The organism is Nitrosospira sp. Is2, assembly GCF_033095785.1.
Classification (GTDB): Bacteria; Pseudomonadota; Gammaproteobacteria; order Burkholderiales; family Nitrosomonadaceae; genus Nitrosospira.
This window is the reverse complement of sequence record NZ_CP137134.1, coordinates 813,281-828,709: the sequence shown is the minus strand read 5'-3', so window position 1 is coordinate 828,709 and position 15,429 is coordinate 813,281. Positions and strand designations below refer to the sequence as shown.

General features: G+C 54.2%; 18 protein-coding genes. 12 read left to right on the top strand and 6 right to left on the bottom strand.

Annotated elements, in window-relative coordinates; all coding sequences use genetic code 11:
* Nucleotides 1-78: 78 nt before the first annotated feature.
* Nucleotides 79-612 carry a DUF421 domain-containing protein gene (locus tag R5L00_RS03760; RefSeq protein ID WP_107692209.1) on the bottom strand — a complete coding sequence of 178 codons (534 nt, stop codon included), beginning with the start codon at nucleotides 610-612 and terminating at the stop codon, nucleotides 79-81.
* 442 nt (nucleotides 613-1,054) lie between these two features.
* Entirely contained in the window at nucleotides 1,055-1,567 is a 513-nt protein-coding gene (locus R5L00_RS03755) for a hypothetical protein (RefSeq protein WP_317653420.1), read from the bottom strand.
* A gap of 97 nt (nucleotides 1,568-1,664) precedes the next feature.
* Between R5L00_RS03755 and R5L00_RS03750 the strand changes: the two genes are divergently transcribed.
* From R5L00_RS03750 to R5L00_RS03735, 4 genes are all read left to right on the top strand, one after another.
* Nucleotides 1,665-2,945: an SDR family oxidoreductase gene (locus tag R5L00_RS03750; RefSeq protein WP_317653418.1), complete on the top strand. Its 1,281-nt coding sequence runs from the start codon at nucleotides 1,665-1,667 to the stop codon at nucleotides 2,943-2,945.
* Nucleotides 2,945-3,409, top strand: coding sequence for a DUF2269 domain-containing protein (locus R5L00_RS03745; RefSeq protein ID WP_317653417.1), 465 nt, complete (start codon nucleotides 2,945-2,947; stop codon nucleotides 3,407-3,409). Before R5L00_RS03750 ends, R5L00_RS03745 begins: the two co-directional genes overlap by 1 nt.
* 53 nt (nucleotides 3,410-3,462) lie before the next feature.
* The gene (locus tag R5L00_RS03740; protein WP_107692213.1) at nucleotides 3,463-4,053 is read left to right on the top strand and encodes an isochorismatase family cysteine hydrolase; all 591 of its coding nucleotides are present in this window, start codon (nucleotides 3,463-3,465) and stop codon (nucleotides 4,051-4,053) included.
* A gap of 176 nt (nucleotides 4,054-4,229) precedes the next feature.
* A complete protein-coding gene (locus R5L00_RS03735) occupies nucleotides 4,230-5,393 on the top strand; it encodes a fatty acid desaturase (RefSeq protein WP_107692214.1) in 1,164 nt (387 codons plus the stop codon).
* A 146-nt stretch (nucleotides 5,394-5,539) separates the two neighbouring features.
* Here R5L00_RS03735 and rpmG read toward each other — a convergent pair whose 3' ends face one another.
* From rpmG to radC, 3 genes are read right to left on the bottom strand one after another with little or no spacing between them, the layout of a single operon-like run.
* Nucleotides 5,540-5,695: a 50S ribosomal protein L33 gene (rpmG, locus tag R5L00_RS03730; protein WP_107692215.1), complete on the bottom strand. Its 156-nt coding sequence runs from the start codon at nucleotides 5,693-5,695 to the stop codon at nucleotides 5,540-5,542.
* 38 nt (nucleotides 5,696-5,733) lie between these two features.
* Entirely contained in the window at nucleotides 5,734-5,979 is a 246-nt protein-coding gene (gene rpmB, locus R5L00_RS03725; protein ID WP_107692216.1) for a 50S ribosomal protein L28, read from the bottom strand.
* 57 nt (nucleotides 5,980-6,036) lie between these two features.
* On the bottom strand, nucleotides 6,037-6,711 hold the full coding sequence (gene radC, locus R5L00_RS03720; RefSeq protein ID WP_317653416.1) for a RadC family protein: 675 nt from the start codon (nucleotides 6,709-6,711) through the stop codon (nucleotides 6,037-6,039).
* A gap of 114 nt (nucleotides 6,712-6,825) precedes the next feature.
* Here radC and coaBC point away from each other — a divergent pair, with 114 nt between their 5' ends.
* The 3 genes from coaBC to R5L00_RS03705 are packed head-to-tail and all read left to right on the top strand — an operon-like array spanning nucleotide 6,826 to nucleotide 8,919.
* Nucleotides 6,826-8,025 carry a bifunctional phosphopantothenoylcysteine decarboxylase/phosphopantothenate--cysteine ligase CoaBC gene (gene coaBC / locus R5L00_RS03715; RefSeq protein ID WP_317653414.1) on the top strand — a complete coding sequence of 400 codons (1,200 nt, stop codon included), beginning with the start codon at nucleotides 6,826-6,828 and terminating at the stop codon, nucleotides 8,023-8,025.
* Between the two features lie 7 nt (nucleotides 8,026-8,032).
* Nucleotides 8,033-8,485 (top strand): dUTP diphosphatase, encoded by a 453-nt coding sequence (gene dut, locus R5L00_RS03710; protein WP_317654104.1) that lies wholly within the window; start codon nucleotides 8,033-8,035, stop codon nucleotides 8,483-8,485.
* A complete protein-coding gene (locus tag R5L00_RS03705; RefSeq protein ID WP_317653412.1) occupies nucleotides 8,485-8,919 on the top strand; it encodes a DUF192 domain-containing protein in 435 nt (144 codons plus the stop codon). Before dut ends, R5L00_RS03705 begins: the two co-directional genes overlap by 1 nt.
* A 13-nt stretch (nucleotides 8,920-8,932) precedes the next feature.
* Here the strand turns inward: R5L00_RS03705 and ffh are convergent, their stop codons facing one another.
* Nucleotides 8,933-10,282 (bottom strand): signal recognition particle protein, encoded by a 1,350-nt coding sequence (ffh, locus tag R5L00_RS03700; protein ID WP_317653411.1) that lies wholly within the window; start codon nucleotides 10,280-10,282, stop codon nucleotides 8,933-8,935.
* 65 nt (nucleotides 10,283-10,347) lie between these two features.
* Here ffh and R5L00_RS03695 point away from each other — a divergent pair, with 65 nt between their 5' ends.
* From R5L00_RS03695 to zapD, 5 genes are all read left to right on the top strand, one after another.
* The gene (locus R5L00_RS03695; protein WP_107692222.1) at nucleotides 10,348-11,175 is read left to right on the top strand and encodes an inner membrane protein YpjD; all 828 of its coding nucleotides are present in this window, start codon (nucleotides 10,348-10,350) and stop codon (nucleotides 11,173-11,175) included.
* 400 nt (nucleotides 11,176-11,575) lie between these two features.
* Nucleotides 11,576-12,862 carry an HlyC/CorC family transporter gene (locus R5L00_RS03690; protein WP_107692223.1) on the top strand — a complete coding sequence of 429 codons (1,287 nt, stop codon included), beginning with the start codon at nucleotides 11,576-11,578 and terminating at the stop codon, nucleotides 12,860-12,862.
* Nucleotides 12,863-13,019: 157 nt separating this feature from the next.
* Nucleotides 13,020-13,880 (top strand): A24 family peptidase, encoded by an 861-nt coding sequence (locus R5L00_RS03685; RefSeq protein ID WP_317653410.1) that lies wholly within the window; start codon nucleotides 13,020-13,022, stop codon nucleotides 13,878-13,880.
* 2 nt (nucleotides 13,881-13,882) lie between these two features.
* Nucleotides 13,883-14,488, top strand: a complete 606-nt coding sequence (gene coaE, locus R5L00_RS03680) for a dephospho-CoA kinase (RefSeq protein ID WP_317653408.1) — start codon at nucleotides 13,883-13,885, stop codon at nucleotides 14,486-14,488.
* A gap of 111 nt (nucleotides 14,489-14,599) precedes the next feature.
* Entirely contained in the window at nucleotides 14,600-15,355 is a 756-nt protein-coding gene (gene zapD, locus R5L00_RS03675) for a cell division protein ZapD (protein WP_317653407.1), read from the top strand.
* Nucleotides 15,356-15,429 lie beyond the last annotated feature (74 nt).

Sequence of the window (15,429 nt, the reverse complement as noted above, 5' to 3'; positions counted from 1 at the left end):
AGGTAACGCCGGAGCCGTTATTGCAGAGCCAGGGAAGCCACGGGAGCACGAGGGCGGAGACAACATCTCAGGAAACTGCTAGACGGGGCTTTTACCCGGGGATCGGCGCGAGGATTGTTCCGGTTCTTTCCCGTCACGGCGCAATACGCTGATTTCACCGTTATCTTCAAGATAAGCTATTCTTATTTCGGCGAAATTTTCAACGCCATGTTCGCGCAGCTTCGATTCCAGTTCCGAGGCAGTAATCAACTCCTGCCGCATGGCTTTGCGTTGCAGCTTGCCGTCGCGTATGAGAGCCAGCGGAGGCGGTTCGACTAGGTTGCGGATTGAAGGGAAGTGAAAACTGGCCCAGTCAAGAACGTAGTTCCATCCTGCAATGGTGGCGATAAGAAGGCAGCCATCCGTGATGGAGTCATAGCTTCCGGACATGCCATTGCTTGCCGCATCGGCGATGAGGACTACGAGCATGACGTCGGCGATGCCGATGGCCCCGATGTCACGCCGAAGCACGAATCTGAACAGCAGAAATATGAACCAGTAGATAACTGTTCCCCTGATCACCATCTCGGCTGGATTTACTGAAAAGCCAAAAAGATGTGACCAGTCGATCATGCTTCAGGCAGGATGGAAGTCGGCGTTAAAATTTGCGAGATGAACCCATAGGATCTTCGCAATGATGAATGGGGAAGGTGGTACTGGTGCGAACAAGATTTTATGCCAGATGAGACCAAAAGCGGCGCAGCAGAGACCAAAAGCGGCGCAGCAAAATATTTAGATGTGACGTTTGCAACGCAAAATTAGCTAATAACGTTGCCACGTGCTACTCCAAATTATGGCTTAATCGTAATAGCCGGGTCAGAGTCTTTCAGTGCGTTAACGCACATTCGGCGGTTTTAAATTTGAGTAGAGTGGAAGGCCTCGCGCTCTGCGAACATATCAAATATATATCGGGTATCTGGCGCATTGGATGATCGCAGCCTAAGTCGGGCTCGGGCCGAAGCTAAAGCCTCTCAGTGACATTCGGAGGAATAGTCACCGGGTGAAACAATGGAAATTACGGCTTTTTCCGATTGGGCATGCCCTCGGATTTTGGATAACGCTTCAGTAAAGCCGTAGCCGCCAAGCCGAGGGCGAACGTTCCGTACACGATTAGTAGCGAGCGCTTAGACAGGCGGTGTTCAAATCCGGGTGTCAGCCGTTGCGGGGTCAAATGAAAATCAACGGTGTAGGCGGCGGCTGCTATCACGGCCGCAGGCGCCAGCACGGCGGCAGTGTTCTCAGCAACCGATAAGCGCTGGCGCAGTCTCTCGTACCAGAGCGCCCAAAAGACGGATGCGGCGTGGTGTATCAAATAGCCGACCATGGTATAGCGAAGGCTAAAACGGTTCTGATAGGGTGCGTGCCGCCCCCAGATCCACTGGCTTGGGCCATTGACAGGAGCTGCTGATCTGTCCAGTTCGGCTTTACCCAGCATCGAAAGCGAGATCGTTGACGCAACGCTGGCAACGGTACCGGAAACAAGACTGTTTTGAAATGCTTCTCTCAAGCTTTTCACAGGATTTTTCATGATAAAAAATATAGCTTATTTTTGTCTCGCAGTCACTCCGCGGCAAAAATTCGTGCCTGTATTCTACTGTAGTCAGTCAAGTTCCACCGATCCATAAATGGCCACGGTATTGGTTACAGGTGCAACGGGTTTTATCGGCAGCCAGTTGGTCAAGGCGCTGGTTGATGCGGGGCATGAAGTCAAATGCGCGGTAAGAGAATGCCCAGCTCAAGGAAAGTGCAGTAGGCTAGCGTGTATTCCGGTTGATTACACGCGCGATTTCGAACCGGATGTCTGGCAAAGGCGGCTTGCGGGTATCGACGTGACTATAAATGCGGTCGGGATATTGCGCGAACACGGGGCGCAGACTTTCGAGGCGCTTCACGACCGTGCTCCGCGAGCGCTTTTTGCAGCCAGCGCCGCCGCCGGCGTCAAGGTCGTGCAGATTTCCGCGTTGGGAGCGGATGAGCGAGCAAGCAGTCGATATCATCTCAGCAAAAAGGCCGCGGATGATGCCTTGCTGGCGTCGTCGAAGAAGGCGGTGGTGGTACAGCCGTCACTTGTGTATGGGCCGGGGGGGACCAGCGCCAGGGTATTCAATATGATGGCAAGCTTGCCTTTGATTCCGTTGCCGGGCGCCGGTGATCAGGCAATTCAGCCGATTCACATCGACGATCTAATCCGAGCGGTGGTACGGTTGGTGGAAACAGAGCGATATCTGGGGCAGCGCGTCCCGCTTGTTGGTCCCGAACCCGTTACGCTGCAGCGCTATCTGGATGAATTGCGCCACTCCATGGGGTTGGGCCCGGGCAAATTTATGCATATCCCTGCTGCTCTGGTCGATATTTCAGCGCAAATTGGCCAGTGGTCCGGGAAAGGGATGCTTGACCTCGACACATGGAGGATGCTTCAGCGGGGAAACACCGCTGATCCGGGCGCGACCAGGAATCTTCTGGGTCGAGCCCCCAAGCCGGTGAGCGAATTCACGTCCCCCTGGAGCGCAAGGGAATCACGGACGTCAGCGCTGATGGAGTGGCTCGAACTCGTGCTGCGCGTGTCCCTCGCGGCGGTTTGGCTTGTCGCCGGCGTCGTGTCGATGGGCGTTTATCCGGTCGAAGACAGCTATGCGATGCTCGCGCGAGTAGGAATCACGGGCAGCAGCCTCGCGCCCATAGCTCTTTATGGCGCCGCCGCTCTGGATTTTGCATTCGGCTTGGGAACGCTGTTTTTACGTCGTCGAAAATTTCTGTGGATAGCGCAGGCGACGCTCATCGGTCTCTATACCGTTACCATAACGTTTTATCTCCCCGAGTTCTGGCTGCATCCCTTCGGACCTTTGATAAAAAATCTGCCTATCCTGGCCGCAATCCTGGTGTTGTACGAGTTGGAGAAGCGGTAATGGATTACATCACCGCAAAATGGCTGCATATTCTCTCTTCAACCTTACTCTTCGGCACGGGTATAGGCACAGCCTACTATATGATTTGCGCGACTCTGACAAGGAGTCCCCCGATTGTGGCAGCGGTGGGGAAAAACGTAGTGACCGCAGACTGGCTGTTTACCGCAACCACCATCGTTATTCAGCCCCTTACCGGGTTTTATCTCATCTACCTCGCCGGTATCCCTCTCACGGCCCGCTGGATCTCCTGGTCGATAGGCCTGTACCTGTTAGCCGCGGCCTGCTGGCTCCCCGTCGTTTGGTTGCAAATAAAAATGCAGCGGCTGGCGGCCGAGGCCCGCGATAGCAACACCCATTTGCCCGCGTCGTATTGGCGGTATTTCCGGCTCTGGATTGCACTCGGCATTCCGGCATTTTTTGCGCTGGTTGTCGTGTTTTATCTAATGGTGGCCAAGCCGGTATGAACCCCCTCAATACGTTTGCGGTTACCTAAAACAACAAGGAACGTGATCTGGCAATGAATGACGAATGCGTGCTCCACGAATGTGCTGTTGCGCTCCTCCTTATTGATGTCATCAACGATCTGGAATTCGAGGACGGAGACAAGCTATCCGCCGCTGCTGTGCCTGCTGCGGGGAATATTGCGCGGCTGAAGCTTGAAGCAAAAATCAACGGCGTGCCCTGTGTGTATGTGAATGACAATTTTGGGCAGTGGCAGTCCGATTTCAAGCATCTCATTTCCAGTTGCGTGAGAGATGGCGTACGAGGTGCTCCGATAGCCAAGCAACTTGTTCCACAACGGGACGATTATTTCGTTCTCAAGCCCAGGCACTCGGGTTTTTTTCAGACTCCACTGGATCTCTTACTGCGGGATCTGCATGCTCGGAAATTAATTCTTTGCGGCCTCACTACCGATTCGTGCGTTTTGTTCACCGCGAATGACGCGTATTTGCGTGGTTTTGAAATTCTCGTCCCGTCGGATTGCAGCGCCGCGATGACCAACAGCCGACATACGACCGCGCTTGGGCAAATGCGAAGAACGTTGAAGGCTGCGACCATCGAATCGACCCGTATTGACTTCAAGAAATTATTGAACCAACACAAGTAGATGCGGTCTTTGATACTGGACAGTTCATTCCGCGGTTTTCCCGGACGTTTTACCCGCTAGAGGTCGTAATTCCCCGGAAAAACGAGCAATAGTATTTCTTGACTATTCGCTCATTTTTCTTTACATTCCCGTATGGTTTTCCTTCGGTAATTTATTCAAAAAAGGTTTGTAAATACATGACTTTAGGTCTGATCGACTTACCCTGGTGGGGCTACGTTCTGGTTATCCTGGGTCTTACCCACATAACAATCGCCGGCATCACGATATATTTACACCGCCATCAGGCTCACCGTTCGCTGGAATTGCATCCGTTGCCCAGCCATTTTTTCCGTTTCTGGCTGTGGCTTACCACGGGTATGGTGACCAAGGAGTGGACGGCGATACATCGCAAGCACCACGCCAAGTGCGAAACTGTGGATGATCCTCACAGCCCGCAGGTTGTTGGTATCAGGAAGGTCCTTAGAGAAGGGTCGGAACTATACCGGGCGGAAGCCAAGAACAAGGAAACGCTGGAAAGATATGGTCACGGCACCCCGGACGACTGGCTGGAGCGGAATCTCTACTACAAGCACAGTCGTAAAGGCGTCGCGCTGATGCTGATCATCAATTTCATCCTGTTCGGCCCCATCGGATTGACCATCTGGGCCATACAGATGGCATGGGCTCCGATTTTTGCAGCCGGTATCATTAACGGCGTAGGCCACTTCTGGGGTTATCGCAATTTTCAGGCAGAAGACGCAAGCCGTAATGTTGTTCCCTGGGGAATTCTCATCGGCGGGGAGGAATTGCACAATAATCATCACGCGTATGCCACCTCCGCCCGTTTGTCCAATAAATGGTACGAGTTTGACATCGGCTGGATGTATATATGCATACTTGAGACTTTGGGGCTGGCTCAAGTCAAGAAGGTCGCACCAAAACTACGGCTCGATGCCGCAAAAACGAAATGCGACCTTGATACGCTGCAGGCGGTCATTTCCCATCGCTACGAAGTCCTGGCAAAGTATGCACAGTTTCTGAAACATACTCTTGCAAAAGAAATCGACCATCTGAAAGAAGCGTCTCTTGACGTCGACCGCTCTACCCTTAAACGCTGGGTGCTTGCCGATTCCAAAACTTTGCAAGAAGAAGAGCGCGTAAAACTGAATCTGGTGCTGAGCAAGACTACGACGCTGGACAAGGTTTATAAAATGCGTGAGGAACTCACGGCAGTATGGCAACGCTCGACCATGTCCAAGGATGAACTGGTGAAGCAGTTAGAGGACTGGTGCCATCGTGCCGAGGAAAGCGGCATCGAAGTTCTGCAAAATTTTTCCCGCAGACTCCGTTGCTACGCATAATTAAGCAACAGGCTTAAATAAAAAAACCCGCCAGTGGCGGGTTTTTTTTCTGGTTGAATACTTTGCCGACTCGTTCGATGGGTTCTCTTGGCTTATCCGGGCTTGCTCATTGGCCGGCCTTATCCCCCTGTCGGTGACGACAGATATTACTTGAGTTTCGTTTCCTTGTACTTGACGTGCTTGCGCACTACCGGATCGAATTTAAGAATCTCGATCTTCTCGGGCGTCGTACGCTTGTTCTTCGTGGTCGTGTAGAAGTGACCTGTTCCCGCGGAAGATTCAAGCTTTATTTTTTCTCGCATATTAATGTGTCCTTATATTCCCCAGCCTAGAAACTGTCTTATTGGTTGGTTACATGCTGTTTCCGCGCCCGCATTTCAGCAAGCACTGCGTCAATGCCATTCTTGTCTATGGTGCGCAGCGCAGCATTAGACAAACGCAGACTGATCCAGCGCTTCTCGCTCTCAACCCAGAAGCGACGGTGCTGCAGATTGGGCAGAAAGCGACGCTTGGTCTTGTTGTTCGCATGGGAAACATGGTGACCGGTAACAGGTTTCTTTCCGGTGACTTCGCATACTCGTGCCATGATGGTGCTCCAAAATCCTAAACAAACATTATAACCCGAATCACGCATTTCCTCAATTCATATCAATCCGTGCTCGGCAAAGGACATGGCCGTTCCTCCGCCCACAATAAAATGGTCCAGCACGTTCACATCCACCAGCGCAAGCGCCTGCTTCAGCGATTGAGTCAGCATCTCGTCTGCCCGGCTTGGCTCCGCGAGCCCAGAGGGATGGTTATGTGCGAAAATTATCGCAGCGGCATTATGATGGAGGGCTCTTTTCACCACCTCGCGCGGGTATACGCTGGTTTGGGTAAGCGTCCCCTTGAATAATTCTTCGGCGGCGATAGTGCGATTCTGCGCGTCGAGAAAAATGCCTACAAAAATCTCGTGCTTTTTGCCCTGAAGAGTGAGACGTAAATAGTCGCGCACCGACTGGGGCGAACTCATGGCGTCGCCGCTTTTCATTTTCTCTTCAAGCGCACGTCGGGCCATTTCCAGAACTGCCTGTAGTTGGGCATATTTTGCCGGCCCCATTCCAGGTACTGCGCAAAAAGCGATTTGATCTGCCGAGAACAACCCGGTCAAGCCATTAAAGCAAGTGAGTAGTTCTCGTGCCAGATCGACTGCGCTTTTTCCGGCAATGCCCGTGCGCAGGAATATCGCGAGAAGTTCCGCATCGGAAAGGTTGGCAGCGCCATTTTTTAGCAGTTTCTCGCGTGGACGTTCAGATTCGGGCCAGTCTGGAATTGCCATGATGTGGGAAGTTCGCCAACGCTATTAAGGTATTATCGGCACACCGCGCCGCCACTGCAATGAAACGTCGTTTCTGGGTTAAACTTGAGCTTCTCCGCAAATCGATTCCTTTAAATGACTGATACATCCTTGCCCCGGATCAGGCTGATCCTCGGCCTGACCGGCGGGGTGGCGGCATATAAGGCCGCCGAACTGGCGCGACTTCTCATGCATGACGGGGTGGACGTGCAGGCGGTGATGACCCGTTCGGCCTGCCATTTCGTCGGCACAGCGACCTTGCAGGCATTGACCGGAAAGCCGGTGTTGACCGAGCTCTGGGACGAGCGTTTGCCCAATGGCATGGCGCATATCGATCTCTCGCGCAACGCAGACGCTATTCTGATTGCCCCCGCAAGCGCGGATTTTATTGCCAAGCTTGCGCATGGTCTCGCCGATGATCTGCTCTCAACACTATGTCTCGCGCGCGACTGTCCTTTGCTGATCGCGCCGGCGATGAACAGGCAAATGTGGGAAAACGCCGCGACGCAGCGCAACATCGATATGCTGGAGCGTGACGGATTAACGATACTTGGGCCAGGCAGCGGCCCCCAGGCATGCGGCGAGACCGGTATCGGGCGCATGCTGGAAGCATATGAACTCGCTGAGTCGGTGCGCGCTTTTTTTGAGCCCAGGCTGTTACAGGGTAAGCGGGTACTCGTGACCGCCGGCCCTACGTACGAGGCGATCGACGCAGTCCGGGGAATCATGAATTTAAGCTCCGGCAAGATGGGTTATGCTATAGCGCGTGCGGCACGGGACGCGGGAGCCGAGGTCATTCTCGTTTCCGGGCCGGTGTGCCTGCAGCCCCCTTCAGCTTTAAAGTTCCTCAGCGTGACGAGCGCCGAAGATATGGTGGCGGTTGTCAAAAATGAGATCTCGCAGGCCGACATTTTTGTGAGCGTCGCGGCCGTAGCCGATTATCGCGCCATACGCGTCAGCGGACAGAAAATCAAGAAAACGGGTAGCAATATCACTTTGGAGCTTACGCCCAACCAGGACATTCTGGCGTACGCGGCGGGTCTTCCGCACGCGCCTTTTTGCGTGGGATTTGCTGCGGAAACCGAAAATCTGGAGGAGAACGCTGAGGCGAAGCGCCGCAAGAAGAGGTTGCCTCTGCTGGTCGCGAATTTGGCCCAGGAGGCCATCGGGTCCGAGGAATGTGAATTGACCCTCCTGGATGACTCGGGCAGACATTTCTTACCGGAAGCGCCGAAGCTCGTGCAGGCTCGGCGTCTGGTCAAACACATCGCATCAATGCAGAAGAAAAATGCCTGACCGAACCATGTTAAAAAAAGTAAATGTGAAAGTTCTGGACCCGCGGCTCGAAAGACTGCTTCCGACCTATGCGACGCCTGGTTCCGCCGGGCTCGATTTGCGGGCCTGCATTGAGCATGTGATGACCCTTGAACCCGGGGAAGCGAATCTCATCCCCAGCGGGATCGCCATGCATCTTGCCGATCCCGGACTCGCGGCGCTCGTGCTTCCGCGTTCCGGTCTAGGCCATAAACATGGGATCGTGATGGGGAATCTGGTCGGCTTGATCGATTCGGATTATCAGGGACAGATACTTGTGTCCTGCTGGAACCGTGGGAAAGTTCCTTTCCTGCTAAACCCGTTGGAGCGGATTGCGCAGCTTGTGATCGTGCCGGTGGTACAGGTTGCTTTCAACGTGGTAAATGATTTCGAGCAAAGTGACCGGGGTTCAAACGGCTTTGGCAGCACCGGGAAGCATTGATGCGGTGCCTTTCAGTCCTTTTAGTCTGTTTTTTGTTCTCCGGGGCGGTCAGCGCCGAGTTGCCACTACGCCAACTCAAGGTTTCAGGCCATGTTCTTTCCGTCGAGGTCGCGAATACCCACGCTGCGCGTGCGCGTGGATTGATGTTTCGTCAATCGCTGCATGAAGGCAGCGGGATGCTGTTTGTATTTCCACAGGCTGGACAGCATAGTATGTGGATGATGAATACGGATATTCCGTTGAGTGTCGCCTTTCTGGATGAAAAGGGAGTGATTCTCAACATCGCGGACATGATGCCTCGCACGGCAACGGTACATCGTTCCGCAGGCGTGGCAAAGTACGCGCTTGAGACGAATCTCGGCTGGTTCGGAACCAGAAATATCGCGGCCGGCGCGAAGGTGGCAGGCCTTGAGAAAGTACCCCCAGCGGAGTGATCCGGGATGGCTTTTACCGCATTCCCGGCAGCATTCCCTTCAATCCTCGAAGCATTTTAGTCATCCCGCCCTTGCTCATCATTTTCATCATCTTCTGCGCTTGCTCGAATTGCGCCAGTAAGCGGTTGACTTCCTGCACGGAGACACCCGCCCCTGTGGCGATGCGGCGTTTCCGCGATGCTTTCAGAATTTCGGGTTTAGCGCGTTCCTGAGGCGTCATGGAATTGATAATAGCCTCGGTGCGACCCATCACCTTGTCGTCGATTTTCACATTCTGGGCGGCCTGGCTCAGTTGCGCCGGCAGTTTATCCATGACGGCGCCCATGCCGCCCATGTTTCTCATCTGTTGAAACTGCATTTTGAAATCGTTCAGATCGAAGCTTTTGCCCGATTTCATCTTTTTTGCAAGTTTTTCCGCTTCATGCTGATCTACGCCGCGCTGCGCTTCCTCGATCAAACCCAGCACGTCCCCCATGCCGAGAATGCGCGACGCCATGCGATCGGGGTGAAATGGCTCGAGGCCTGTCAATTTTTCCGCAACGCCGGCGAATTTGATCGGTTTACCGGTAACGTGCAGCACCGACAGTGCCGCGCCGCCCCTGGCGTCGCCGTCGAGTTTGGTAAGAATCACTCCCGTCAGCGGCAGCGCCTCGGCAAATGCGCGGGCAGTGTTCACCGCGTCCTGCCCCTGCATCGCATCCACGACGAACAGCGTTTCGATAGGGTGCAAAAGCGTTTCCAGCTCACGGATCTCTTGCATCATCGCCTCATCGATGGCCAGTCGTCCCGCTGTGTCAACGATCATTACGTCATGGAAATGCGTACGTGCAAAATTCAACGCGGCCGCCGCAATTTCTTTTGGCTGTTGCCCTTTTTGGACCGGGAAGAAATCCGCGCCGGTTTGTTGGGCAAGCAACTCCAGTTGCTGAATAGCCGCAGGGCGATAGGTGTCGCAGGAAACGAGTATTACCTTTTTCTTTTTCTGTTCCATCAACCACTTTGCAAGCTTGCCGCTGCTGGTCGTTTTTCCCGCGCCCTGCAGCCCAGCCATAAGGATGATCGCTGGGGGCACCGTCGACAGGTTAATGTCAGCCCTTTCCCTCCCCATAAGGGTGATCAGTTCCTGATGGACGACACCCACGAGAGCCTGACCGGGTGTAAGGCTGCCAACCACATCCTTGCCCACAGCCTTTTCCCTGACCTTCGCGATGAAGTCCTTGACTACCGGCAATGCGACATCGGCCTCCAGCAGTGCCATACGCACTTCACGCAACGCGTCCTGGATATTGTCTTCCGTTAGCCGCGCTTCGCCCCTGAGCGTCTTGATAACCCCGGAGAGCCGGTTGGTAAGATTGTCGAACATGCAAAATGCCTCTCTAGAAAAATTCGTGTAGACTAAACGGACTCCTGCTTTAGCCCGCAATATCAATGTCCGGTATTCTAGCGTATCTCGCCGCCTTCCTGCTGTACGCACTGATCGGGTGGCACTTTTGGCGCACTCGATGGCACGCCCCCGCGAAATTGGCGGGTGGCGAAGCCATAAGTGCCGGATGGGACCGTTATGTCATTCTCGTGCCCTTGGCGCTGCACGGCTATACCCTTTATGACTCCATATTTGCTGGTGCCGGATTAAATTTTGGCGTCGGTAGCGCGGTTTCTTCCATTGTATGGCTTACCGCCGTGATTTACTGGGCGTCAGGTTTTTTCTATCGCCTGGAAGGGTTGCAAACCCTGGTCGCGCCAGTGGCAGCAATTGCGGTACTGCTTCCCCTCGTGTTTCCCTCCCTGCGACCACTGGCAAATACGGAACTCCCGGCCTTCAAGGCGCACATCTCGATCGCGATGCTGGCGTACAGCCTTCTCACCATTGCCGCGCTTCATGCCCTCCTCATGGCAGCGGTGGAACACCGCCTGCATCACCCGGCAATGCCGTCCGTAATGACCAATCTGCCCCCTCTTTTGACAATGGAAACGCTACTGTTCCGCATCATCTGGGTGGGATTCATACTGCTGACGCTGACACTCATCAGCGGGATCGTATTTTCGGAGGAGGTATTCGGTCAGCCGCTCAAATTTACCCACAAGACGTTATTCGGCATCATTTCCTGGTGTGTATTCGCTGCCCTATTGGCGGGTCGCCAATTTTATGGCTGGCGCGGACGTATTGCCATCCGTTGGACCCTTGCCGGGTTTATTATCCTGTTGCTCGCCTATCTGGGTAGCAAATTCGTGCTGGAAGTGATTTTGCGACGCTAAGTGCTAACCAATCTCCGGATTTATCCATGTGGGTGAAAACGGTAAAATTGGGACGATCGTGAGAAACACGACGAAGGGTCCGTGCTCTGCCCCGTGCGAAGGAGAAACATATGACTCCGCGGTGCCATCGCAAATGAAAGATATGGAGCTACCCGAGTGGTCTGCTTCGTCAGCTCTGCGGCCAAAGCGAACAGGGGAAAACAACCGCGCCTTCCCGGCAGATTTCAAGAAAGCCGGGCGAGGGCGATGCGGGAACGCCGCGATGGGCGCTCCCGCTGCAATACCGTACGTATCTCCGCGAGCCACCGCTCCGCCGGGCGATGCGGCGGCGCGGCCATGCGTCGATCCGGTAACCTGTATCTTGTTCTCTCCCTTTCTATTTGCATAAAGGCGTTTCCCCTTGGAAGAGTTGCCGCTGTATGTACTGCTGACAGTACTGGCTGTCCTATTGATTCTTTCAGCATTTTTTTCCCTTTCCGAGACCAGTATGATGGCCCTCAACCGATACCGGTTGAAGCATCTTGCGAAAGAAGGACACCGCGGCGCCCGTTTGACCAGCCGGCTGTTGGAGAATACTGACCGGCTTCTCGGCGTCATACTGCTTGGCAACAATCTGTTGAACGCGGCCTCCGCTACACTGGTCGCGGTTATTGTCTCCGTGCTCTTCGGCCACAGCGATCTGGCGCTTCTATTGGGTACGGTAGCTGTCACCTTCGCCATTCTTGTGTTTAGCGAAATTACGCCCAAGGTGATCGCAGCTGCCTATCCTGATCGCATTGCGCTGGCGTCAAGCTACGTGCTGACACCGTTGCTGAAGCTTTTTTATCCGGTAGTCTGGTTTATCAACCTGTTCGTCAAGTTATTGCTCACCATTTTGCGCTTAAAGCCGCAGGCTGAGGATGCGACGCAAAAGATCAGCATGGAAGAACTCAAGACCATGGTGCTGGAAGCGGGGCACTTCATCCGCAAGAAACACCAGAGCATGTTGCTGAACCTGTTCGATCTGGAAACGATCACGGTCGATGACGTAATGGTGCCGCGTGGCCAGATCGAGGCGATAGATCTCAATGCTGATGATGTAACCATCCAGAACCAGCTGTTGACGTGTTATCACACACGCTTGCCGGTATATCGGGGGACGCTGGACAACGTGGTGGGCATCATTCATGCGCGCAAGGTGCTCAACCAGATGAGAAGTGGCGACATCACCGCGGCGACGCTAGGCAAAATCACGCGCGAGCCCTACTTTGTTCCCTCCGGAACGCCGCTGTTTTCACAGTTGCAATTATTCCAGGAAAACCGCGAGCGGGTGGGGCTCATCGTTGACGAGTACGGCGAGTGGATGGGATTGGTAACCCTCGACGACATCGTTGAAGAAATTATTGGAGAATTTACCACGCATTCGCCATCGCATGCCGCATTCCTGAAGCAGGAAAACGGCAGCATAATTGTGGAAGGCAGCAGCCTGCTTCGAGATCTCAATCGCAAGCTTGGCCTCAACTTGCCTCTGGGTGGGCCAAAGACGCTCAACGGCCTTATTCTCGAATACTTCCAGGACATACCCGAGGCCGGCACCAGCCTTAAAATCGCCGGTTATCCGGTGGAGATCGTTCAGACTCAGGATCGAGTGGTCAAGGTCGTGCGAATTTTCCCGGGGGTACCACCAGGCCCTGTGCACGGAGGTTAATAGCTCATCCGTGTTCCAATGCGCAAGGGAAGGGAGCCTGTGGGTGGATCCCCCGCGAAATCCTTCATGAGCAATCGGACTTGCGCCCAGGCGCAAGCGTACCAAGTGTCGAGGCTCCTCTGCTGCTAAACTCCTGAGGTTGGTTATAGGTTCGTTAATGTCCCTGATAGAAGGCTTGCAAAGCTCTGAGATTTTTTTTGTTTCGTTTTGTACCATCTTTGGCTTGATGGTCGGCAGCTTTTTGAATGTGGTTATCTACCGCTTGCCCAAGATGCTGGAACGGAACTGGCGACGGGGGTGTGCTGAGTTCCGGGGGGAGCTGGTAGAGGCACTGCCTCCTTATAACATCGTCATCCCCCGTTCCTCCTGCCCTCATTGCGGTCACCGGATAGGCGCGCTCGAAAATATCCCGCTTGCAAGTTACGCGATTTTAAGGGGCCGGTGTTCTCGGTGCGGTGTGCCTATTTCCGCGCGCTATCCGGTTGTGGAACTATTGACCGGCTTTCTCAGCGCCTTCATCGCCTGGCATTTTGGTTTCGGATTTGCTGCTTGCGCCGCTTTGGTTTTTACATGGGCAATGATCACGTTGGCGTTTATCGATATGGATACCCAACTGTTGCCCGATGTCATCACCTCGCCTCTGTTATGGTGCGGGCTACTGGTTAATCTGAGTAACGGCTTTACCGACATCCACTCTGCAGTCGTAGGCGCCATTGCGGGTTTTCTTTCGTTATGGCTGGTATACCACGGCTATAGATTGATAGCCCGAAAGGAAGGTATGGGGTGTGGCGATTTCAAGCTTCTCGCGGTGATAGGCGCATGGTTTGGGTGGCAAATGCTGCCGCTGGTGATTTTGTTTTCCTCAGTGACAGGAGTCATCGTCGGTTTAGGCCTGATCATGGTTACAAGACATGGATACCACACCCCCATCGCGTTTGGGCCATTTCTTGCAGGTGGGGCTATGGTGGCGCTGTTCTGGGGTAACGAAATTAATCACGTCTATTTCAGCTGGATTTAGCGATGTCCTTCGTGGTTGGGCTCACAGGCGGCATTGGCAGCGGTAAGACGACCGCGGCCACGCGTTTTGCGGCGCTGGGCGCGGGCGTTGTGGATACGGATGCGATCTCGCATCAGCTTACCCAGCCGGGAGGCGCCGCGATTTCGATGATTCGGCAGGCTTTCTCCGAAAATTTCCTCACTCCGGAAGGAGGGCTGAACCGCAAAGAGATGCGCGAGCTGGTATTTCGCGATAGTAACTCGCGGCGCAAGCTCGAAGCCATCCTGCATCCTCTCATTCGAACTGAGGCGGCCCGCTGCGTGGGGCTGCTCTCTACACCCTACACGATCATCGTTGTGCCGCTCTTGCTTGAGACCGGGAGTTACCGGGGGATGATTCGACGCGTGCTTGTGGTGGATTGCAGTGAATGCGCTCAGATTGCCCGCGCGACCACTCGCCCCGGTATGGACGAGAAGACCGTGCGCACCATCATGGCCACACAGCTTTCGCGCGAGGAACGATTGGCACAGGCGGACGAAGTAGTTGTCAACGATGCGGACCTGTTGCATCTGGAGCGGCAGGTCGACGCAGTGCATTGGAAATATATCGCTTTGGCCGCCAGCTGCTGAATTCCTGCGCTCGCGTCCGTTTATCACGCGGCAATTTGGTTGTAAAATAATGTTTTATCGGGCAATATCGGATATCCTTCCCTGTTTTACCCCGTTGCTGGCCCCGCAATCGTGATCTGTTACGAACATCCTCTCAATGAGCGCATCCGCACGTTGCTGCGGCTTGAGGACCTGTTTGACAAAGTGTCCTTCTTTTCCGAGCAAGACGACACTTTTGAGCATCACTCCGCGCTTGTCACGCTGTTTGAAATTCTGGATGTAACCAGTCGCGCAGATATGAAATCGGATATCTTGCAGGAATTGGAGCGCCAGAAACACGCGCTGGAGGTGCTTCGCCGGAGTCCGGATGTCGCGGAGGGCGTGTTAAACCAGGTAATGGATAACATCCAGACGGCCTCTCAAAGCATGCTCAACATGCCCGGCAAGGCTGGGGAGCACATGCGCGACAACGAGTGGTTGATGAGCATCAAGCAGCGGGTCGGCATACCGGGGGGCGCATGCGAATTCGACCTTCCGTCCTATCATTACTGGCTACATCAGGACCCGGCAGCGCGTCGCGCCGATCTCAACGAATGGCTTACCCCGTTGCTGCCGCTGGAAAACGGCTTCAGTATTGTATTGCATCTGTTGCGAAATAGCGGTAAAACGTCTCGCCACACCGCTCGCAAGGGCGTGTTTCAACAGATGGGATCAGGGCGCGTGGCTCATATGCTGTGCCTGAAGGTGGATGAGAGTTTGCCGTGCGTGCCGGAAATCAGCGCCAACAAGTATGCGCTCAATATTCGGTTCGTCATTTCGGGCGCAAAACAGAAAACCAAAATATATGAAGAAGATGTGGCGTTCGAGCTGACGTTCTGTAATTTATAGAAGGCCGAACCCGTCATCAGGTACTGTTGTACTCTTTGGTTCAAAGAGCGCCCGGATTATCCGCAAGTCCAGCT